This window comes from Bacillus sp. NP157, assembly GCA_018889975.1.
In the GTDB taxonomy this organism is placed as follows: Bacteria; Pseudomonadota; Gammaproteobacteria; order Xanthomonadales; family Rhodanobacteraceae; genus Luteibacter.
Window position 1 is genome coordinate 3838949 of the sequence record CP076546.1, and the last position, 21388, is coordinate 3860336.

The following is a 21388-nucleotide window of genomic DNA, read 5'->3' on the forward strand; positions in this document are numbered from 1 at the left end:
TTCCTGCCTAGCAAGCCGCCGTAGCCGCCGCTTCGCTGGTCTTCCGATCCACTGCGACCGATACCGCCCAGAGCAACAGACCACCCAGTGCGAGCGCGCTGCCGACCCAGCCCGGTGAGGTCCAGCCGTAGCCGCCCGCGATGGCGAGGCCGCCGAGGAACGGACCGAGGGCATTCGCCGTGTTGAACGCGGAGTGGTTCAACGCCGCGGCCAGGGCCTGGGCGTCGCCGGCGACGTCCATCAGGCGAGTCTGCAGGACCGTGCCGAGCGCACCGCTGATGCCGATGAAGAACACGGCGATGCCAAGCGTCCACACGTTGCCGGCCGTGAACGGAAAAATCGCGAGGATCACCAGCGCCCACAGCAGCAGGGCACCCGCCGTGCGCATCAGCGCGCGATCGGCGAACACAGGGATCACCATGTTGCCGAGGGTCATGCCGATGCCGAACACGCCCATGATCCACGGCACCGTGCTGAGCGGCATGTGGGTGACGCTGAGCAGGATGTCGGCGAGATACGTGTAGACGGCGAACATGCCGCCGAAGCCGATCGCACCGATCCCCAGGGTTATCCACACCTGCGGACGCTTGAGCGCGCTGAGTTCGCGCAACGGGCTGGCCTTCGGATCCGCCGGCGTATTCGGCGCGAACGCGAGCACCGCGCTCATCGTGGCGATGCCGAGCAGCGCGACGAGGGCAAAACTCCAGCGCCAACCCACCGCCTGGCCAAGCCAGCTGGCGAGCGGCACACCGGCGATGGTGGCGACGGTCAGGCCGAGGAACATCTGCCCCACCGCGCGCGTACGCCGGTTGGGCGGGACCAGCGAGCTGGCGACCAATGCAGCCACGCCGAAGTAGGCCCCGTGCGGCAGGCCGGCGAGGAAGCGAAACAGCAGCATCCAGTGATAGCTGGGCGACAGGCCGGTCAGGCCGTTGAACAGGGTGAACATCGCCATGAGCAGCAGCAGGAGCCTGCGCCGCGCCATCCGGGCGCCGAGCACCGTGATGATCGGCGCGCCTACCACCACGCCGAGCGCGTAGGCGCTGATCGCGTGGCCGGCGGTCGGTGCGTCGATGCCGAGGCCTTCCGCGAACAGCGGCAGCATGCTCATCGAGGCGAACTCGGTGGTGCCGATCGCGAAACCGCCCACGGCCAGGGCGAGGATGACGAGGCCCACGTGGGGCGCGCGGACGGGCGGGGTGCCCGGATCGAGTGCGGGGGCTGCGGAAGTCATGGGGGACAGGCCTGGGACGGGGGCGGGCGCCGTGGTGCAGCGCAACATGGGGATAGTTTACGCCTGCGTGCCGGGGGCGGCCAGTTCGATTGGGTTTACGGTGTGTTGGCGGGGGGCGACGGGGGCGACGGGGGATCGCGGAGATATTCGATGAGAGCGCGCAGGGCTGAAGTGACGCGGCGCTGGCGGGGGTAATAGAGCATGAAGCCCGGGTATGGCGGGCACCAGTCTTCGAGCACGCGGACCAGGCGTCCGTCGCGGACGTAGTCTTCGACCTGCTCGTCCAGCACCAGGGTGAGGCCAACGCCGGCCACGGCGGCGTCAATCGACACGCAGAAGTCGCCGAAGGTGCAGCGACCGCGGACATCCAGCTCGAGTTTGGTGTCGCCCTGCTCGAATTCCCACTTGTAGAGCCGCCCGCTGGGGAAGCGGAAGCGGATGCAGTCGTGCTGGAGCAGGTCGTAGGGGTGCTGGGGCACGCCGCGCCGGGCCAGGTATGCCGGCGACGCCACGCAGGCGCCCCTTTGCAGGCCGCCGAACGGCACCGCGATCATGTCCTCGGGCACCGCCTCGTGGAAGCGGATGCCGGCGTCATAGCCGGAGGCGACGATGTCGATCATCCCGTCGTCGTCCACGGCTTCGAAGTGGATATCCGGATAGGTGGCCAGGAAACCCGGCAGGAGCGGTGGCAACAAGAGTTGTCCGGCCACCCGTGGCATGTTCACGCGGAGCGTCCCGGCGGGATGGGCGCGGAAGTCATTCATCTCCTCCAGGGCGTCGCCGACATCGCGCAGCGCCGGCTGGAGCCGTTCGAGCAGGCGCTGCCCTGCTTCGGTCAGCGACACGCTGCGGGTCGTCCGGTGGAACAGGGTGACGCCCAGCCGTTCTTCGAGCCCACGGATGGCGTAGCTGATGGCCGACGTCGACAGGGTCAGCTCCGCGCCGGCCTTGCGGAAGCTGGCGTGGCGGGCGACCGCTGCGAAGGCGGCGAGGTGCGAAAGATTATCGGGACGCATGATTATCAAGAATACCTCAACGATACGTCCAAATAATCCCGTTGGCGCGCCAGATTGTTGAGGGTTATTGTTCCCCGCTTTCCACGATCCCCACGCAGAGGATGACACCCATGTTTGAAGTCCACGGTTTTGCCGCCAAAGACGCCACGTCCGACCTCGTGCCGTTCACCTTCAACCGCCGTGACGTCGGTCCTCACGACGTCCACATCGACATCCTCTTCAGTGGCGTGTGCCACTCGGACCTGCACCAGGCCAAGGGCGACTGGGGTAATTCGACCTTCCCGATGGTGCCGGGCCATGAAATCGTCGGCCGCGTGAAGGCGGTTGGCTCGGAAGTGAAGAAGCTGAAGGTCGGCGACTACGCCGGCGTCGGCTGCATGGTCGATTCCTGCCGTACCTGTGAGTCGTGCAAGAAGGACCTCGAGCAGTACTGCCAGGTCCACACCAGCTTTACCTACAACGGTACCGAGCAGGACAAGAAGACCCCGACCTACGGCGGCTACTCGACCGACATCGTCACCGAAGAGCGTTTCGTGGTGAAGATCTCGGAGAAGCTCGACCTCAAGGCGACCGCACCGCTGCTGTGCGCCGGCATCACCACTTACTCCCCGCTGCGCCACTGGAAGGTGGGCCCGGGCCAGAAGGTCGGCGTGATCGGCCTCGGTGGCCTCGGCCACATGGGCGTGAAGTTCGCCAAGGCGATGGGTGCCCACGTCACGATGATCACCACCTCGGAATCGAAGGGTGCGGATGCCAAGCGCCTCGGCGCCGACGCCGTGCTGGTGTCGAAGGACGAGAAGGCGATGCAGGCCGCGGCCTCGCAGTTCGACTTCCTGCTCAACACCGTGCCGGTCAGCCACGACATCCTGCCGTACCTCATGCTGCTCAAGCTCGACGGCACGATGGTGCTCGTCGGCGCCCTCACCCCGCTCGATGCATTCCCGGGTGGTGCGCTCATGCTGCCGCGTCGCACCGTCGCCGGTTCGGCCATCGGTGGCATGGCTGAAACGCAGGAGATGATGGATTTCTGCGCCGAGCACAACATCGTGTCCGACATCGAAGTGGTCGACATGGCCTCGATCAACGAGACCTACGTGCGCCTCGCCAAGAACGACGTGCGCTACCGTTTCGTGATCGACATGGCGACGATGCCCAAGGGCTAAACCCCCGCAAAAAACGACCGAACGTAGGAGCGCACCTGTGCGCGAACCCTCGAACGGTTGAGGGCGAATGAGGCCATGCACCACATCTAGCCAGCTGTGGTGCATGGCCTCATCCATATCCATCCCCTATATCCCAAACGCCAATCCCAATCACCGATCCCAATCACCGATCCAACGCCGGGCGATCGCGCGCAGTCGCGCAGTCGGATGTGGCCGTGGTGCTAAGGTAGCGACGTCACCAGGGAGCCCACGGATTGAAACGGTTCTTTCGTTACCTCGGCTACGTTGCCGTCCTGCTCGTCGTGTTCCTCGCCATCGTTGCGATCAGCGCGTGGCCCAATATCGGTACGTTGCCCAAGGGTGAGTTCCTCACCCGCGACGAGCAGTCGCCGGAATGGCATGGCCAGCAGTTCGAGAACCCGCAGCCGATGTTCTCCAACCTGCGCGGTGGCATCTGGCAGATCTTCAGGTCACGGCCCGGCGAAGAACCGGATGCACCGGTGCCGACCGTCGACTCATCGGCCGCCTACAAGACGCCGCCCGCGAGCGGATTGCGCGTCACCTGGTTCGGCCATTCCTCCATGTTGCTGGAGATCGACGGCACCAATGTCGTGGTCGATCCGTTCTGGAGCGAGCGCACATCCCCGTTCCCCTGGCTCGGCCCGAAACGCTGGTACCCGCCACCGGTGGCGATCGATCACCTGCCGCGCGTGGACGTGGTGGTGATCTCGCACGATCACTACGACCACCTGGACCGTGCTTCCGTGCAGGCGCTCTACGAGCGCGGCGCGCGTTTCATCGTGCCGCTGGGAATCGCCTCGCACCTGGTCGGCTGGGGCATTCCCTCGGAGCGCATCACCCAGCTCGACTGGTGGCAGGAGGCGCGTGTCGGCGGACTGACCATCGCGTCCGTGCCTTCGCGCCACGCGTCCGGCCGGCTGAGTGCGCGCAGCGACCAGACGTTATGGACCGGCTATGCGCTGGTCGGGCCACGCCACCGCGTCTTCTATTCCGGCGACACCGGCATGAACGACAGCTTCCCCGAGGTCGGCGAACGCTATGGCCCGTTCGATGTCGGGCTGATCGAGGCCGGCCAGTACGACGCGCAGTGGCCCGACTGGCACCTTGGCCCGGAGCAGGCGATGCTCGTGGGCCAGGAGGTCCGCGCGCGCACCCTGATTCCCGTGCACTGGGGCCTGGTCAAGCTCGCCCACCACGCGTGGACCGAGCCGCCGGAACGCTTCCTCGCCGCGGCGAAGTGCAGCCATGCGGACGTGCTGATCCCCGAACCGGGGCAGGCCGTGGAACCGACGACTCATCCGGTGGTCCCACGCTGGTGGCCATCGCAGCCATGGTCGACCCGGACGCAAACGCCGATCGTTGCCTCGAAGCACGGCAGCCCGGACGACACCTACGCCATACCGGCATGCCCCTAGGCACGCCACCCGAAGGGAGGGATACCACCATGCATCACCTGTTCGTACGTCGCGCCGCCCTGGCCGCCCTGTGCCTGGCCGCGTCCGGTGCCGCTTTCGCCGACGCAAAGGACGATGCCGTCAAGGCACGCTGCCCCGCCGTCGAAGCCTGGGGCGAGAAGATGGCCAAGGCCCATCCGGCGTTATCCGAAGAAGGCCTCGCCCGCGACGACAGTGCTGGCGGGCTCACCGATCCGGACATGCGCAAGGAACTCGACAAGCGCGCCGCGGCCGACCAGTCGACCCGGAATGCATGGATCGCCTCGCCGCAGGACAAGTCGCGCTTCGAGGCGATGGACAAGGTCGACAAGGACAACCTCGCCTGGATGAAGACGAACTTCGCAAAGAACGGATTCCCGCACGCGAACGCGGTTGGCCTGCGTGGCGTCGCCGACGCCTTCATCCTCGTGCAGCACGCCGTGGGCGACGTACCGTTCATGGCGGCGATGCTTCCGCAGGTGCAGGCACGCGGCGAAGCGGGTGAACTGAAGAAGAGCGACGTCGCGATGCTCATCGACCGCGTGCTGCGCAAGCAGGGCAAGCCACAGCGTTACGGCACCCAGTACATGAGCACCAACATGTCGAACATGGCCGACATGAAGATGGATCCCACCGAAGACATGGCGAAACTCGACGAACGCCGCGCGAGCATGGACCTCATGCCGCACGCCGACTACGAGTGCGCACTGAAGATCTTCTACGCCCCGGATGCTCCGGCGACGCCGGCACCCTCCCCGGCGCCGCAGACACCGCCTTCGGACGCTGGCGCGCGTCCGCCAGGGCACTAGCCCGCCGCAGCCACGGCCTCCCAGTTGAGGCCATAGCGCGCGAGGTATTTGCGCAGGCGATCCGCGTCGTTGGTGCTCGCGCGTTTCGCCCGCGATGCCGCGAATAGCTGCCGGCCTGCGTCGGAAACGCTGCGGCAACGCCGGCAAACCCGGATGACCTGAACCAGCTGCAGGCGGTCGAACAGGTCGATGTCGTCCGCCGCGTCGCCGAGCAGCTCGCGCAGCACGTCGCCCTCGCCTTCCTGGCGCCAGAGCCGGCGCAGCCGGGCGATCTCTTCGTCGACGCAGGCCTCGTTGATGCGGCCGGCAGGTGCCAGCGTGGCCATGCGCATGACCGAGGCACCGAGGTCGCGGAAGTTGCCCGTCCACGTGGCGTCGCCCGACACGGCGAAGGCGAGATAGCGCGTCCTCGCCTCCTTGTTGAACGTCACGCGGCGGTTCTCGTCCCGTGCAAACCGGTCTAGTTCGTAATCGAGGTTCGGCTCGATGTCTTCCATGCGCTCGGCGAGGCCGGGCAGATGGAACGACCAGATGTTGAGTCGCGCATACAGATCGTCGCGGAAGCGGCCCTCCGCCACGCGCTTGCCGAGGTCGCGATTGGTGCCGGCGATCAACTGGAAGTCGCTGGACACTTCGCGATCGCCACCGACCGGCAGGAAGCGCTTGTCTTCCAGTGCGCGTAGCAACATCGCCTGCTCGTCGGCACCGAGTTCGCCGATCTCGTCGAGGAACAGCAGGCCCTTGTCCGCGCTGCGCAGCAAGCCGGCGCGTTCGCCCGCGGCACCGGTGTAGGCACCCTTCACATGGCCGAACAGCGCGCTCATCGCGCCGTCGCCGCGCAACGTCGCGCAATTGACCTCGACGAAACGGCCGGTGCGTTCGCGCCGCGACTGCCTGAGTTCGAACAGGCGCCGCGCGAGCTGGCTCTTGCCGGCACCGGTCGGGCCCATCAACAGGATCGGCGCGGACGAGCGGCTGCCCACGGTTTCGATCTGGTCGATCATCCGGTTGAACGCGGGGTTGCGCGTGGCGATGCCGCTCTTCAGGTGGCTGCGGTCTTCCAGCTGTTCGCCCTGGAAGCGCTGGGCGAGGCGATCGTAGCGGGACAGGTCGAGGTCGATGACGCTCAGCTCGCCGACGCTGGCACTGACGCTTTCGTTGCGCGGAGGCGACGCCTGCAGCAGGCGGCCGGGCAGGTGCCGGCTTTCGGTGAGCAGGAACAGGCAGATCTGCACCACGTGGGTGCCGGTGGTGATGTGGAAGTAGTAATCCTCGGCCTCGAGGTCGAACGGGTAGGCCCGCGCGAACGCGTACAGCGTCTCGTAGACCGACTCGAAGTCCCAGGGATTGTCGATGTAGGTGTCATGCACCCGCACCTCGGTCTCCGGCGAGACCTGCGCCAGGTCGTCGACCACCCGGTGCAGGGTGCGTGAGGCACGTCGCGCATCCGCGAGGAGCTCGATCCGCCCGACGAGGAAGTCTTCGTGCATGCCCAACGAGACGGTCGGCCGCCAGCGCTCCCAGCGTTCCGGGCGCTCGCCGGCGTCGAGCTGGGTGCCGAGGAACCCGATCACGACCTTGGTCTTCATCGATCCATCCGTCTAGAGAACGATATCCACATATCGTAAACGAAGAAATGCACCGATGCGCGCGGCAGGCCGTCAGGACAATAGGTTAAGCAAATACAGTCGGTTAGGATTTTCTGGCCGCGGTTGGCATGGCTCCTGCTCTATCCCAATCATCGAGGCCAGCGATGAGCGTCTTTCTACTCCCGGTGGGAATGGGCCCACCGGGAGGGCAGGCGGATCACATGACGGGGCCATCGCAACTACCATCCGTGTCCGCAGGAGCAGACCATGACCACCACCGCCTACGAAGTCATCAACGAGCCGGGCGCCGCGCCGATCAAGCTCTGGACCCGCGGCGTGCCGCTGGAGGACGAAGCCCGCCAGCAGCTCGTCAACATCGCGAAGCTGCCGTTCGTGCACGGCTGGCTTGCCGTGATGCCCGACGTCCACCTGGGCAAGGGCGCCACGGTCGGATCGGTGGTGCCGACGGTCGGCGCGATCGTGCCGGCAGCGGTTGGCGTCGATATCGGCTGCGGCATGATCGCGACCCGTACGACGCTCACCGCATCGGACTTGCCCGAGAACCTGCGTGGCCTGCGCCATGCGATCGAGGCCGCCGTGCCGCACGGGCGCACCGTGGGCCGTCGCGACAAGGGCGCGTGGGAGACGCCGCCCGAGGCCACCAGGGAAGGTTGGGGCGAGTTGCTCGCCGATTTCCGCCTGATCACCGACAAGTACCCGAAGCTGGCGCGGACCAACAACCTGCACCACCTCGGCACGCTCGGCACGGGCAACCACTTCGTCGAGGTCTGCCTGGATGAGGACGACCGCGTATGGTTCATGCTGCACTCGGGTTCGCGTGGCGTCGGCAATGCGATCGGCACGCACTTCATCGAGCTGGCGAAGCAGGACATGCGTCGCTGGATGATCAACCTGCCGGACCAGGACCTCGCGTACCTGCCGGAAGGAAGCGAGCACTTCGGCAACTACGTGTTCGCCGTGGATTGGGCGCAGCGCTATGCACGCACCAACCGCGCGATCATGATGGCGCACGTGATCGAGGCGGCACGCAAGGTCATCGGCAAGCCGTTCGAGGCATGGGCGGAAGCGGTGAACTGCCACCACAACTACGTGAGCCGCGAGACCCACCTTGGCAAGGAAGTGCTGTTGACCCGCAAGGGTGCGGTCAGCGCGCGCAAGGGCGAGCTCGGCATCATCCCCGGCAGCATGGGGGCGAAGAGCTTCATCGTGCGCGGCCTCGGTAACGAGGAAAGCTTCAACAGCTGTAGCCACGGCGCGGGCCGCGTGATGAGCCGCACCCAGGCAAGGAAGGAGATCACGCTGGACGAGCACCGCAAGGCGACCGAACACGTGGAGTGCCGCAAGGACCGCGACGTCATCGATGAGTCGCCGGCGGCGTACAAGCCGATCGAAGCGGTGATGAAGGCCCAGGAAGACCTGGTCGAAATCGTCCACACGCTGCGCCAGGTGGTGTGCGTCAAGGGATAGGAAACGGCCCCGCCACCTGGCGGGGCCATGATGGAAAGGAACAGAGGACATGATCGAGATCGATGGCCAGGCCGGCGGCGGACAGTTGCTGCGCACGGCGCTGGCGCTGAGCTTATGCACGGGCGAGCCGTTCGCCATGGAGCGCATCCGTGGAAAACGCGAGCGCCCCGGCCTGTTGCGCCAGCACCTGACCGCGGTGGAAGCCGCCGCGCAGGTCGGCGATGCCAGCGTCGACGGTGCCACGCCGGGTTCCACTTCGCTGAGTTTCACGCCGCGTGGCGTGCGCGGCGGCGCCCATCGCTGGACCATCGGCACCGCCGGCTCGACGACGCTGGTGCTGCAGACGGTCTTGCCCGCGCTGTGGATGCATGGCGTCGAGGCCAGCCTGTCGATCGTCGGTGGCACGCATAACCCGCAGGCGCCGTCGGCGGACTTCATCGCGCACGCCTTCCTGCCGGCCATGCAGCGGATGGGACTGGACGCGTCGTTCGTGCTGGACAGCCACGGCTTCTACCCGGCCGGTGGCGGTGAAATCCGCATGGCCCTGCGTGCAAGCGGCAAACCCCGGGAAACGCATTTCGGTGCGCGCGGTGCCGTGCTCGAGCGTCACGCCCAGGCGATCGTCTCGGCCATCCCGGCGAAGATCGGCGAGCGCGAACTCGCGGTCGTTCGTGCGCGCCTGGACCTGGCCGATGACGAAGCGTCGTTGCACGACGTGCGTCGGGCGATGGGCCCGGGCAACGCGCTGTCGATCCGCTTCCGGACCGAACACGCCTCGGCGGTGTTCACCGGCTTCGGCATGAAGCGCGTCACGGCGGAATCGGTGGCGGAACGTGCCTGCGCGGAAGCCAGGGCATGGCTGGCGGCGGATGTCGTGGCGGATACCTATCTCGCCGATCAGTTGCTGCTACCGATGGCCCTGGCCGGCGCCGGCAGCTTCACCACGCTGTCGCCGTCCGAGCACACGCGCAGCAACGCCGCGCTGATCGAAAAATTCCTTCCCGTTGAGTTCGCCTTCAACGACGAAGGCCGTGGCCGCTGGTCGGTGTCGGTCACCCGCTAGGCGGGCATTTCCAGCCGCATGTTCATCGCACTGAGCGGGATGCCCGTGTCGCGATCGACCACCACCGCTTCCACCCGCTGGCCCGTCTCCGGGTTCACCAGCTGGCTGATCGCGCCGCCGCCGTTGTAGCGGCGGCCCCACTCGCCCATGGCCGCGAGGATCGGCAAGAACGCCGTGCCCGCCTCGGTGAGGATGTATTCGTCCCGCGGCGGGCGTTCGCTATAGCGGCGCCGTTCCAGCACGCCACCTTCGGTAAGCGACTTCAGCCGCCGCGACAGGATGTTCGGGGCGATGCCCAGGCTCGTCCGGAACTGGTCGAACTGGGTCATGCCGCGCCCGGCATCCCTGAGGATCAACGCGCTCCAGGCGTCGCCCACCAGGGCGAGGCCGCGGGAGATGGGGCAGGTGCCTGAAGAAAGTTTTTCGATGTCCATTGCAAAATGATAGTTCAGTCACTATCGTATGGCAACCTAGTTACTATCACTATGCAACTAACCCATCCGGAGAGACGTCATGAGCACTGAATCCAAAGGTACTGCCCTCGTTACTGGCGCGTCGTCGGGCATCGGCGAGGTTTACGCGCAGCGCCTGGCCGACCGTGGCTACGACCTGATCCTGGTCGCCCGTCGCCTGGACCGCCTGCAGGCGCTGGGCCAGAAGATCACCGAGCGCACCGGCCGCAAGGTCGAAGCCCTGCAGGCTGACCTCACCGACCGCGCCGACCTGGCGAAGATCGAAGCACGCCTGTTGTCCGACGCGTCGATCACCCTGCTGGTGAACAACGCCGGCATTTCGCTGGAAGGCAGCACGCTCGAAAACGATGCCGCCGCCATCGAGCGGATCATCGCGATCAACGTCACCACTCCGACCGTGCTCACCGCCGCCGCCGCGAAGCAGTTCGTCGGACGGAACAAGGGCGGGATCGTCAACATCGCCTCCGTGCTCGCCTTCGCGCCGGAAATGATGGATGGCATCTACAGCGGCACCAAGGCCCACCTGCTCAACGTGACCCTTGGCCTCGCTCCGCGCCTGCAGGGCACCAACGTGCGCGTCCAGGCCGTCCTGCCGGGTGCCACCAAGTCGGAAATCTGGGAGAAGTCGGGCAAGGATCCGGAAGCCCTGCTCCCGGGCATGGTCATGGAAACCGCCGACCTCGTCGACGCCGCCCTGCTCGGCTACGACCGCGGCGAAGTGGTCACCATCCCGCCCCTCCACGACGAAGCGCAGTACACCGCGTACGAGGCAGCCCGCGTCGCAATGGGCCCGAACCTCTCCCGCAAAGAAGTGGCGCCGCGCTATCGCGCGTGAAGAGTTAGCGCGTGAAGCGTAAAGCGTGAATAGTGAGCTGCCGCCGCCAGCCGGCGGCTCTTACTCACTATTTACGCTTCACTACTTACCGCCCACCTACTGCTTCGGCTCATACGACCCGAGCCACAACATGCACTTAGCCACCTTTCCACACACCTGACGCACCCATGCGCGCTAAACTGGCGCACTCGCTCAGTAATTTCGGTCTGGCATGCTTTCGTTCGTGTTCGGCGCTTTCGGGCTTTCCACTCTCTGGTTGCTTCCCCTGGTCTGGCGTGTCGCTGCTGCCCTCGTGCGGCGGCGGCGTCCGCCGACCGTGGGATCCGGCGCCATCCGCTTCTGGTCGGGCTTTGTCCTGGTGTTGCTTGCGAGCAGCCTGCTGGAAGGGCTGGTCATCGCGCACTACACGGACGATCCGTCCGTGGGTGGCGCGGCCTGCCGCTGGCTGGCAGGGACCGTGGGCGTGATGGGGCCGCCGGCCGCGCTCGTCGCCGTCATGGCAATCGTCGTCGCCCTGCCCTGGTATGTCGGCGTGCCGTGGTCGCAGGCGCTGGCGAGGCTCACCGGCATCCTCGAACCGATGGGTGCCCTTGCCATCGAGGGAACCAGTCGGCTGCTTCGTCGCGGCGCGTCCCGCGCGACGGGTCGTAAGCCGTCGGCCGCCGTGCGCCGCACCGATCGCGTGCCGGCACGTCGGCGTGCGACACCGAAACCGGCGGCTACAGCGAGCAGGAACAAACCTGCCCGCACGGCGACCACGACCTCCACGCGCCCGGAGCCGGTGCGGCCCGACCTCGTCCGGCCGTCGGTGACTACGCCGGTGCCTCCACGGCACCGGACCCGGCCGGACACGGTGATTCGCGAGCCCTGGCTGGCGCCGCGTGGAATGCAGGCGGCGGATGTGGGTGATACGGAAGCATTGGCCGATGCGGGCGGCGACGCGGCTGCCCTGCCGGTGACGGCGACCACGCTCGCGGCGGAGCCGGTGGCTGTGGATAACTCTCCGGTGATCGTGTCGATGCCGCGGCCGCCGGTGGTTGCGCGTGGGGTGCGCGAGGCGGAAGACGTCCTTGAGGGGGATGCGTCGGTGAAGGTGGGGTATCGCGCGCAGGCGCGCTCCTACATGGTGATCGAGCCGGCCGACCCTCGGCCTGAGTCTGTAGTCGATGCGCCGGACGTGGCGACGCGTGTGGCGGCGCCGGAGACGACGTTAGCGGCCGGGACGCCGCCGCCGGTGAAGCCGGTCTCGCGCTTTGCCATCGCGGCGAACGACGCGTCGCCGACCGAGCCGGCGCCGATAACCCACATGCCCGCGCCGCGTCCGCTGCGTACGGTCAACCACGGTGCGATCAGCTTGCCGCCGCTTACGTTGCTGGCGGCCGCCACGCAGCACACGCTCGCCGTCAGCGAACACGAACTGCGCGAAGCCGGCGAGCTGATCGAGCAACGCCTCGCCGAGTTCAAGGTACCGGTGCAGGTGGTCGGCGCCTCCGCGGGTCCGGTGATCACCCGCTACGAAATCGAGCCCGCCACCGGCGTGCGTGGCAACCAGATCGTCGCGTTGATGAAGGACCTCGCCCGTGGCCTCGGCCGCAGTTCCATCCGCGTGGTCGAAACCATTCCCGGCAAGACCTGCATGGGCCTGGAGTTGCCGAACGAGCAGCGCCAGATGATCGCGTTGTCCGAGATCCTCGATTCGGCCGAGTACCGCGACTCCGATTCACTGCTCACCCTGGCCATGGGCAAGGGCATCACCGGTGAACCGGTGGTCGCCGACCTGGCGAAGGCACCGCACATGCTGGTCGCCGGCACCACCGGCTCGGGTAAGTCGGTGGCGGTGAACGCCATGATCCTGTCGATGCTGTACAAGGCCACGCCGGAAGACGTGCGCATGATCATGATCGACCCGAAGATGCTGGAGCTGTCGGTCTACGAAGGCATCCCGCACCTGCTGGCGCCGGTGGTCACCGACATGAAGCTCGCCGCCAACGCGCTGAACTGGTGCGTGGCGGAAATGGAGAACCGCTACAAGGTCATGTCCGACCTGCGCGTGCGCAACCTGGCCGGCTACAACCAGAAGGTTCGCGAAGCACGGGCGATCGGCAAGCCGCTGTTCAATCCGTTCCCCGCGCATCCGGAAGTACCCGAGCACCTCGATACGCTGCCGATGATCGTCGTGGTGATCGACGAGCTCGCCGACCTGATGATGGTGGCCGGCAAAAAGATCGAGGAACTGATCGCGCGGCTGGCGCAGAAGGCGCGCGCCGCCGGCATCCACCTGATCCTCGCCACGCAGCGTCCGTCGGTCGACGTCATCACCGGCCTGATCAAGGCGAACATCCCGACCCGCGTCGCCTTCCAGGTGTCGTCGAAGATCGACTCACGCACCATCCTCGACCAGATGGGCGCGGAAAGCCTGCTCGGCCAGGGCGACATGTTGTTCCTGCCGCCAGGCACGGGTTATCCACAGCGCATCCACGGCGCGTTCGTCGGCGACGAAGAAGTGCATCGCATCGTGGCGTGGCTGAAGCAGTTCGGCGAGCCGGACTACAAGGACGAGATCCTGGCCGGCCCGATGAGCGACGCGAGCGAGGTCGACGGTGGCGAAGACGCCGGCGATGCCGAGCTGGATCCGCTCTACGACGAAGCCGCCGCGTTCGTGCTGAAGACGCGCCGCGCATCGATCTCGTTCGTGCAACGCCAGTTCCGCATCGGCTACAACCGCGCGGCGCGCCTGGTCGAAGCGATGGAACACGCGGGCATCGTCTCGGCGATGGGGATCAACGGGCAACGCGACGTCATCGCACCCGGCCCGCAGGAATAGAAGAGCGGAGGCGGGAGGTGGGAGATGGGGGCGACACGACCGGTGTTGCGCGCCCACTTCCCTTCTCCCACCTCCAACGCTTTATTCCTTCGTCAGGAGCTTCAGCGGCACGGCGATGGACTTATCCACCGGCTGCTTGTCGACCAGCTTCTTAGCTGTCTCCACGCCAAGGCGGCCGATCTCTTCCGGCTGCTGTGCGACGGTGGCGGCCATGTTGCCGTCCTGCACGGCCTTCTTGCCGTCGGGCGTGCCGTCGAAGCCGACGACCAGCACCTTCTTGTTCTTGCCGGCCAGCGCCTGCACCGCACCGAGGGCCATCTCGTCGTTCTGCGCGAAGATCGCCTGCACGTCGCTGTTACCCTGCAGCAGGTTTTCCGAGACCGACAGGCCCTGCGCGCGATCGAAGTTCGCCGGCTGCTGCGCGACCACCTTCATGCCCGTGGTGGCGACTTCGTCGTCGAAGCCCTTGCCGCGCTCGCGTGCGGCGGAGGTACCGGCCACGCCCTGCAGCTCGATGATGTTGCCCTTGCCACCCAGTGCCTTCGACAGGTAATCGGCCGCCATCTTGCCGCCAGCGATGTTGTCCGAGGCGATGTGCGAGGCGACTTCGGCACCGTCGACGCCACGATCGAGCGTGATCACCGGGATGTTCGCGCGCTGTGCGGACTGCACCGCGCCGGCCAGGGCCGAGGAATCGGTCGGGTTGAGCAGGATCACCGAGACGTGCTTCTGGATCAGGTCTTCGACGCTGGAGATCTGGCGGGCCGGATCGTCCTGCGCATCGACCACCACCAGCTGCACGCCCGCGGCGTCGGCGGCCTTCTGCGCGCCGTCCTTCAGTTCGACGAAGAACGGATTGTTCTGCGTGGACAGCGCGAGGCCGACCACGGCCTTGCCCGACGCGGGCGCACCGCCCGTGGAAGCCGCGGCGGGCGCGGCTTCACCCGGACCCTGCTGCGAGCAGGCGGCGGCGAGGAGGCTGGCCGCGGCGGCGGCGAGGAAAGTGAGTTTGCGCATGGTGTGTTCCCTCGTGTTTTTACTGCCGCCTGTCGAGCAGGACGGCGATCAGGATGACGATGCCCTTGACGACCTGCTGGTAGAACGAGCTTACGCCCAGCAGGTTCAGGCCGTTGTTCAGGAATCCGATGAGCAGCGCGCCGATCAGCGTGCCGAACAGCCAGCCGCGGCCGCCGGCCAGGCTGGTGCCGCCAAGCACCACGGCAGCGATCGCGTCGAGCTCGTAGCCTGCGCCGGCGGTTGCCTGCGCAGAGTAAAGACGCGAGGTAAGCACGATGCCCGCGAATGCGGAGAGAAGGCCGGACAGGCCGTAGATCGCCACCTTCATCGGCGAGATGCGCACGCCGGAAAGACGCGCCGCTTCTTCGTTGCCGCCGATCGCCACCACGTGGCGGCCGAACACCGTGCCGCGCAGCAGGAAGCCGCAGACGACGAAGGCGATGAACATCCAGATCACCGGCAGGGGCACCAGGTTGGCCACGTAGCCGCCGCCGACCAGCGCGAAGCCCTGGTTGGTCACGGGGATCGGGCTACCGCCGGTGTACGACAGGGTCAGGCCGCGCAACAGCGTGAGCGTGCCCAGCGTGGCGATGAAGGGCGCGACCTTGCCCCACGAAACCAGCACGCCGTTCACCATACCCAGCAACAGGCCGAGGCCGAGGCCGGCAAAGATGCTCAACAGCATGCCGTGGCCGGCGGCCATCAGGCCCGCGGTGACCGCGCCGGTCAGCGCGAGGATGGCGCCCACCGACAGGTCGATGCCGCCGGCGAGGATCACGAAGGTCATGCCGAAGGCGATCAACGCGTTGATCGACACCTGGCGCAACACCGTCAGCAGGTTGCCCGTGGTGAGGAAGTCGGGACTCATCACCGAAAGCACGATGAACAGCAGGATCAGGCCGATCACCGAGCCAAGCCGCTGGAGCAACGTGGTTGCCCGGCCCCAGTTCATTTGCAGCGTCATGTCACTTGCCTCCGGTCGCGGCGGTCATCACGGCTTCCTGGGTGGCGCCGTGGGCATCGAGCAGGGCCGTCGCATGGCCCTCGTGCATCACCAGGATGCGGTCGCTCATCGCGAGCACCTCCGGTAGTTCCGAGGAAATCATGAGGATGGCCACGCCCTGCTCCGCGAGTTGATTGATGATGTGGTAGATCTCGGCCTTGCCGCCGACGTCGACGCCGCGGGTGGGTTCATCGAGGATGAGCACGCGTGGCTTGAGCGCCAGCCACTTGGCCAGCACGACCTTCTGCTGGTTGCCGCCCGACAGGGCGCGCACATCCAGTTCCATGTCGCGGGTGCGGATCTTCAGCGCGTCGATCAGGCCGAGGGTCTGTTTCTTTTCGCCGCCGCGATCGACCAGGCCGGCGTGCGCAGGCACGCGCGGCAGGCTGACGTTCTCACGCAGGCTCATGTCGAGCACGAGGCCCTGCGCCTTGCGATCTTCGGTGACGAAACCGAAGCCGGCATGGATCGCTTCGGTCGGTGTCTTCGGCGTCACCAGCGTGCCGTCCAGCGTGACCTTGCCGGTTTCCAGCTTGTCCAGGCCGAATAGCAGGCGCGCCAGTTCCGTGCGGCCCGCGCCGAGCAGGCCGGCCACGCCGAGCACCTCACCCGCGTGCAGGTCGAAGCTGACGTCCTTCACCATGCCCCCGCCGACGTGCTCCACCTTCAGACGGATGTCGCCGATGCGTGGCGTGCGGGTGGGATAGCGCGCGTCGAGCGTGCGCCCGACCATCATCTTCACCACTTCGTCGAAGGCCAGGCCCGGCACGTCGCGCGTGCCGACGAATTTGCCGTCGCGCAGCACCGAGATGCGATCGCACAGCGCGAAGATTTCTTCCATGCGATGCGACACGTAGACGATGCCGGTGCCCTGCTCGCGCAGTTCGCGGATCAGCTTGAACAGCGTGGTGGTTTCGCTTTCGGTGAGCGCGGCGGTGGGCTCGTCCATGATCAGCACGCGAGCCTTCTGGCCCAGCGCGCGGGCGATCTCCACCATCTGCTGCTGGCCGACCGAGAGTCGCTCGATGCGCGTGTCCGGATCGAGCCGGCTCATGCCGACGGCCGCCAGCCACTCCATCGCCTGCTTCGCCATCGCCTTGCGATTGAGCAGGCCGAAGCGATGCACTTCGCGCCCGAGGAACAGGTTGTCCGCGATGCTCAGCGCCGGGATCAGGTTCAGTTCCTGGTGGATGATGGCGATGCCGTGCTTTTCGGCGTCGGCCGGCGAGCTGATCGACACGGGCTGGCCATCCACTTCGATGCTGCCCGCATCGGGCGCGTAAATGCCCGTGAGGATCTTCATCAGCGTGGACTTGCCGGCGCCGTTCTCGCCCATCAGGGCATGCACTTCGCCGGGCAGCAGCTCGAAGTCGACGCCTTCGAGCACCTTCACCGGACCGAACGCCTTGTGGATGCCTTGCATGCGGACAAGCGGCGTGGCCATCAGAAGGTCACGCCCGCATGCAGGATGATGTTCGCGTAGGGCGAGGTCTCGCCGGTGCGCACCACGGCCACGGCACGTGCGCTGGCGGCCTTGAAGTCCTCGTGGGCCAGCTCGTGCACCGGCACGCCGGCGTCTTCGAGGCGCGCCTTCAGCGCGACCATGGCCGGGTTGTGCGTACGCGTTTCGCTGGCGACGGTGGCGTATTCCACCGCGAGCTCGGCGTAGATCGCTTCGAACACCGCGGCGAAGCCCGGCAAGCCCGGCAGGATCGCCAGGTCGATGCACGGCACGCCGGGCGGTACGGGCAGGCCGACGTCGCCGATGACCAGCGTATCGGTGTGGCCCATCGCGGCGATGACGCGGTTCAGTTCGGCATGCAGCAGGCCGCTACGTCTCATGGATGGCTCCGGAGGAAGGCCGCCACTTCGTCGGCGGTCGGCATGCCGCCCTGCGCACCCAGCCGCGACACGGCGATGGCGGCGGTCGCGCATGCCTTGCGCACCGCCACGTCGAGGCCCTCGGCGAGGTACACCGCGAGGGCGGCGTTGAAGGTGTCACCGGCGCCCGTGCTGTCCACGGCGTCGACCTTGAAACCGGCCTGGTGGCGCGGCTCGTCGTCCTTGTCGCGGAACCACGCGCCGTCCTCGCCACGGGTCAGCACGACCGGGCAGGGAGCACGCCGCATCAGTTCGCGGAAATCGGTATCGCCGTCGGCGCCGAGCACCATCGCCAGCTCGTGCTGGTTGGGGGTGAGGAAGCGCACGCGCTGCAGCCATTCCAGCGGAAGGCGCTGCGCGGGGGCCGGGTTGAGGATGACCGGCACGCCCTCTTCCTGCGCGATGCGCAGCGTCGCGTCGACGGCATCGAGCGGGATTTCCAGTTGCACGAGCAGCGCATCGGCGCCGCGGATCACCTCGCGGGCGGCCTCGACCTGCGCGGGGGTGACCCGGCCGTTCGCCGCGGGCACCACGATGATCTGGTTTTCGCCACCGGCGACGGTGATCGATGCGGTGCCGCTGCCGATGCCGTCGATGCGGGTGACGTGGCTGACATCGATGCCTTCGGCTTCCAGCCCGTCGTAGAGCGACTGGCCGAAGGCGTCGTCACCGATGTTGCCGACCATCGCCACCTGCGCACCGAGGCGAGCCGCGGCCACGGCCTGGTTGGCGCCCTTGCCGCCGGGGATGGTGAGGAAGCGGTCGCCCGTGATCGTCTCGCCCGGCCCGACGAAGCGGGGCGAGAGTGTCACGAGGTCCATGTTGATGCTGCCGACGACAACGATACGCGTCATGCCACGTGGCTCCTGTGGGGGGATCGCGGAACGTCCGACGTCCGCCGGGGGGATGGGGATGGCGCGCAAATATACGCCCTGGCCGCGCATGTTGCTTTCATGCGCGTGCTTCCATCAGCGGGAAAGGTCCTTCGCTGCCAGCTCGGCGAGGTAGGCCGGCCATGCGGTGTCGTAGGCACGGCCGAGGTCGTGCAGCGTGTCCCAGCCGAAGATGCCGCTGGCATGGCCATCGTCGAAGCGGATGAGGATGCCGTAGTGGCCGGTGGGCTCGACGGCGCTGATGCCGACGTGCTGCTTGCCAGCGACGAGGACCTTCTGGCCCGGGCCGTGGCCCTGCACTTCCGCGCTGGGGGAATTCACCCGCAGGTATTCGTAGGGAAGCCGGAACTGCTCGCCGTTGTCGAAGCTGACCTCGAGGACGCGCGATGCCTGGTGCAGGGTGATATCGATGGGGCGCGGGCGGGTCATCGGAGCCTGGAGCAGATGTAGGAGCGCGCCTGCGCGCGAACGGGTGGCCTCGGGGGTGGGGCCCTGGATGGGCCTTTCCTCTATGGACCTTCCTTTGATGATCTGCCCCCCCGTGGAAAAACCATCTGAGGATGGAAAAACCATCTGAGGGGCAGGTCGCGCGCAGGCGCGCTCCTACAGGGAGTTGGTGGGGGTTAGCTCAGCGGGGCGTGGCCGAAGCCGCCGCCGGTGCCTTGCTCGAGCGGCGGCGGATCGCCCGCCACGGCCAGCAGCGAGGTGGCGTAGGCGTCTTCCATGCTCACCGTGGAAACCTCGTCCCAGGAGAAGAACGACGGCTCGCGCAGCCATTCCGCATCGGGGGTGATTTCCTGCATGTTGAAGCCATCGTCTTCCACGCTGACCAGCCGGCCGATGTAGCAGACCTCGGACTCGTCTTCGCTGTCGACGTGCACGCCGATCACCGGCGCATGCGCGGCGGCCGCCTTGATCACGGCGTTGATGTCGTCGAGCGGGAAGTCCGCCGGCGGGGTCGGGGCGATGCCCTTCAGCGCCAGCGCCTTCTCGAGGAACACGGCGTGCTTGTCCGGCGCCTCGAATTCGGAGATGTCGCGGTGCCGCATGATGTACATGCCGTCGTACGACACGCCATCACCGATGACCCACAAAAGGAAGTACTCGCGGCCGACTCCGCCCACGTAGCCACAGAAGCTGCCGTGTTCGAGTTCGCCGCGCCAGATACGAACGAGCTGGCCGCTTTCCTGCGCTTCACGCAGGGACGCCCGCTGGCCGTTCGTTTTGAGTTGGATAACCTTGCCCATAGTGGTCAATAGTTTACCGGAAGGAGGGCCACTCGATGTTCAGAGGACGTAAGTTCACAGGATGTAACGGCTGAGGTCCTCGTCCTTCACGAGCGAAGCAAGGTTTTTATCGACATAATCGGCGTCGATCACATACTTTTCGCCGGATTTATCAGCCGCTTCGAACGAGATCCGCTCCAGCAGGCGCTCCATCACCGTATGCAGGCGGCGCGCACCGATGTTTTCGGTCCGCTCGTTGACCTGGAAGGCCACGTCGGCCAGGCGGTCGATGCCGGTGTCGGTGAAGTCCAGGGTCACGCCCTCGGTATGCAGCAGCGCAACATATTGCTTGGTCAGGGCGTTGTTCGGCTCGCGCAGGATCCGCTTGAAATCGTCGACCGAGAGAGCCTGCAACTCCACGCGGATCGGCAGGCGGCCCTGCAGCTCGGGGATCAGGTCGGAAGGCTTGGCCAGCGAGAAAGCACCCGAGGCGATGAACAGCACGTGGTCGGTCTTGATCGCGCCGTACTTGGTCGACACGGTGGAGCCTTCGACCAGCGGCAGCAGGTCGCGCTGCACGCCTTCGCGGCTCACGCCCGCGCCGCCCCACTCGGAGCGCTGGGCGACCTTGTCGATCTCGTCGATAAAGACGATGCCGTTCTGCTCGGCGCTATCCACCGCGCGGGCGCGCAATTCGTCGTCGTTCATCAGCTTGCCAGCCTCTTCCTCGACGAGGAGCGGGCGGGCCTGGCGGATCGTGGTCTTGCGCTTCTGCGACTTCTGGCCGCCGAGGTTCTGGAACATCTTGCCCAGCTGCTGGCTCATTTCCTCCATGCCGGGCGGGGTCATGATCTCCACGCCCACGTTGGTGGCGAAGTCCAGCTCGATCTCGCGGTCGTCCAGCGCACCTTCGCGCAGCTGCTTGCGCAGCTTCTGGCGGGTGTCGTTGTCGATCGCCGGCACGCTGCTGCCGGTGTCGTCCCAACCGGTGGCCGGCTGGCGGCGCGGCAACAGGGCATCGAGCAGGCGGTCTTCCGCGGCGTCCTCGGCCTGGCTCTTCACCCGGGCCTTGGCCTGCTCGCGGACCAGCTTGTACGACACGTCGGCCAGGTCGCGGACGATGGATTCGACGTCCTTGCCGACATAGCCCACCTCGGTGAACTTGGTCGCTTCCACCTTCACGAACGGCGCATTGGCCAGCGTGGCCAGGCGCCGGGCGATCTCGGTCTTGCCCACGCCGGTGGGACCGATCATGAGGATGTTCTTCGGCGTCACTTCTTCGCGCATGCCCGGTTCCAGCTGCATGCGGCGCCAGCGGTTACGCAGGGCGATGGCCACGGCGCGCTTGGCGTCCTGCTGGCCGACGATGAAACGGTCGAGTTCGTTGACGATCTCGCGGGGGGTCAGTTCGGACATCGGC

Annotated in this window: 19 protein-coding genes; 7 read left to right on the forward strand and 12 right to left on the reverse strand. The window is 66.8% G+C overall.

The genetic code is table 11. The features are described 5' to 3' along the window. Window positions 1-7 precede the first annotated feature (7 nt). Together KPL74_17570 and KPL74_17575 are read right to left on the reverse strand one after the other, a co-directional pair. A complete protein-coding gene (locus KPL74_17570; GenBank protein QWT19543.1) occupies window positions 8-1234 on the reverse strand; it encodes an MFS transporter in 1227 nt (408 codons plus the stop codon). A gap of 95 nt (window positions 1235-1329) precedes the next feature. Continuing rightward, window positions 1330-2250: a LysR family transcriptional regulator gene (locus tag KPL74_17575; GenBank protein QWT19544.1), complete on the reverse strand. Its 921-nt coding sequence runs from the start codon at window positions 2248-2250 to the stop codon at window positions 1330-1332. 110 nt (window positions 2251-2360) lie between these two features. Between KPL74_17575 and KPL74_17580 the strand changes: the two genes are divergently transcribed. The 3 genes from KPL74_17580 (at window position 2361) to KPL74_17590 (ending at window position 5676) form a co-directional block, all read left to right on the forward strand. Next, entirely contained in the window at window positions 2361-3413 is a 1053-nt protein-coding gene (locus KPL74_17580; GenBank protein ID QWT19545.1) for an NAD(P)-dependent alcohol dehydrogenase, read from the forward strand. A gap of 254 nt (window positions 3414-3667) precedes the next feature. Continuing rightward, a complete protein-coding gene (locus tag KPL74_17585; GenBank protein ID QWT19546.1) occupies window positions 3668-4849 on the forward strand; it encodes an MBL fold metallo-hydrolase in 1182 nt (393 codons plus the stop codon). A gap of 29 nt (window positions 4850-4878) precedes the next feature. After that, window positions 4879-5676, forward strand: coding sequence for a hypothetical protein (locus KPL74_17590; GenBank protein ID QWT19547.1), 798 nt, complete (start codon window positions 4879-4881; stop codon window positions 5674-5676). On the opposite strand, the gene rtcR is transcribed toward KPL74_17590, so the two are convergent. Continuing rightward, on the reverse strand, window positions 5673-7265 hold the full coding sequence (gene rtcR / locus KPL74_17595) for an RNA repair transcriptional activator RtcR (protein ID QWT19548.1): 1593 nt from the start codon (window positions 7263-7265) through the stop codon (window positions 5673-5675). The genes KPL74_17590 and rtcR overlap by 4 nt on opposite strands. A 267-nt stretch (window positions 7266-7532) precedes the next feature. Between rtcR and KPL74_17600 the strand changes: the two genes are divergently transcribed. Together KPL74_17600 and rtcA are read left to right on the forward strand one after the other, a co-directional pair. Continuing rightward, complete coding sequence (locus KPL74_17600; protein ID QWT19549.1) at window positions 7533-8753, forward strand: RtcB family protein; 1221 nt, start codon at window positions 7533-7535, stop codon at window positions 8751-8753. 49 nt (window positions 8754-8802) lie between these two features. After that, window positions 8803-9816, forward strand: coding sequence for an RNA 3'-terminal phosphate cyclase (gene rtcA / locus KPL74_17605; protein ID QWT19550.1), 1014 nt, complete (start codon window positions 8803-8805; stop codon window positions 9814-9816). On the opposite strand, the gene KPL74_17610 is transcribed toward rtcA, so the two are convergent. Then, complete coding sequence (locus KPL74_17610) at window positions 9813-10250, reverse strand: helix-turn-helix transcriptional regulator (protein ID QWT19551.1); 438 nt, start codon at window positions 10248-10250, stop codon at window positions 9813-9815. The genes rtcA and KPL74_17610 overlap by 4 nt on opposite strands. A 79-nt stretch (window positions 10251-10329) precedes the next feature. On the opposite strand from KPL74_17610, the gene KPL74_17615 reads away from it, so the two are divergent. Together KPL74_17615 and KPL74_17620 are read left to right on the forward strand one after the other, a co-directional pair. Beyond that, window positions 10330-11124, forward strand: a complete 795-nt coding sequence (locus KPL74_17615; protein QWT19552.1) for an SDR family NAD(P)-dependent oxidoreductase — start codon at window positions 10330-10332, stop codon at window positions 11122-11124. Window positions 11125-11590: 466 nt separating this feature from the next. Next, the gene (locus tag KPL74_17620) at window positions 11591-13948 is read left to right on the forward strand and encodes a hypothetical protein (protein QWT22638.1); all 2358 of its coding nucleotides are present in this window, start codon (window positions 11591-11593) and stop codon (window positions 13946-13948) included. Between the two features lie 81 nt (window positions 13949-14029). Here the strand turns inward: KPL74_17620 and rbsB are convergent, their stop codons facing one another. The 8 genes from rbsB to hslU all read right to left on the reverse strand — a co-directional run bounded on the left by rbsB (window position 14030) and on the right by hslU (window position 21384). Further along, entirely contained in the window at window positions 14030-14965 is a 936-nt protein-coding gene (rbsB, locus tag KPL74_17625) for a ribose ABC transporter substrate-binding protein RbsB (protein ID QWT19553.1), read from the reverse strand. A gap of 19 nt (window positions 14966-14984) precedes the next feature. After that, the gene (rbsC, locus tag KPL74_17630) at window positions 14985-15929 is read right to left on the reverse strand and encodes a ribose ABC transporter permease (GenBank protein QWT19554.1); all 945 of its coding nucleotides are present in this window, start codon (window positions 15927-15929) and stop codon (window positions 14985-14987) included. 1 nt (window position 15930) lies between these two features. After that, window positions 15931-17412 carry a sugar ABC transporter ATP-binding protein gene (locus KPL74_17635; GenBank protein QWT19555.1) on the reverse strand — a complete coding sequence of 494 codons (1482 nt, stop codon included), beginning with the start codon at window positions 17410-17412 and terminating at the stop codon, window positions 15931-15933. Then, window positions 17412-17810, reverse strand: coding sequence for a D-ribose pyranase (gene rbsD / locus KPL74_17640; protein ID QWT19556.1), 399 nt, complete (start codon window positions 17808-17810; stop codon window positions 17412-17414). The genes KPL74_17635 and rbsD overlap by 1 nt, the downstream gene beginning before the upstream one ends. After that, the gene (rbsK, locus tag KPL74_17645; protein ID QWT19557.1) at window positions 17807-18703 is read right to left on the reverse strand and encodes a ribokinase; all 897 of its coding nucleotides are present in this window, start codon (window positions 18701-18703) and stop codon (window positions 17807-17809) included. The genes rbsD and rbsK overlap by 4 nt, the downstream gene beginning before the upstream one ends. Before the next feature lie 114 nt (window positions 18704-18817). Further along, window positions 18818-19171: a DUF971 domain-containing protein gene (locus KPL74_17650; protein QWT19558.1), complete on the reverse strand. Its 354-nt coding sequence runs from the start codon at window positions 19169-19171 to the stop codon at window positions 18818-18820. A gap of 194 nt (window positions 19172-19365) precedes the next feature. Next, on the reverse strand, window positions 19366-19989 hold the full coding sequence (locus KPL74_17655) for a hypothetical protein (protein QWT19559.1): 624 nt from the start codon (window positions 19987-19989) through the stop codon (window positions 19366-19368). Between the two features lie 54 nt (window positions 19990-20043). Beyond that, window positions 20044-21384: an ATP-dependent protease ATPase subunit HslU gene (gene hslU / locus KPL74_17660; protein ID QWT19560.1), complete on the reverse strand. Its 1341-nt coding sequence runs from the start codon at window positions 21382-21384 to the stop codon at window positions 20044-20046. Window positions 21385-21388: the final 4 nt, after the last annotated feature.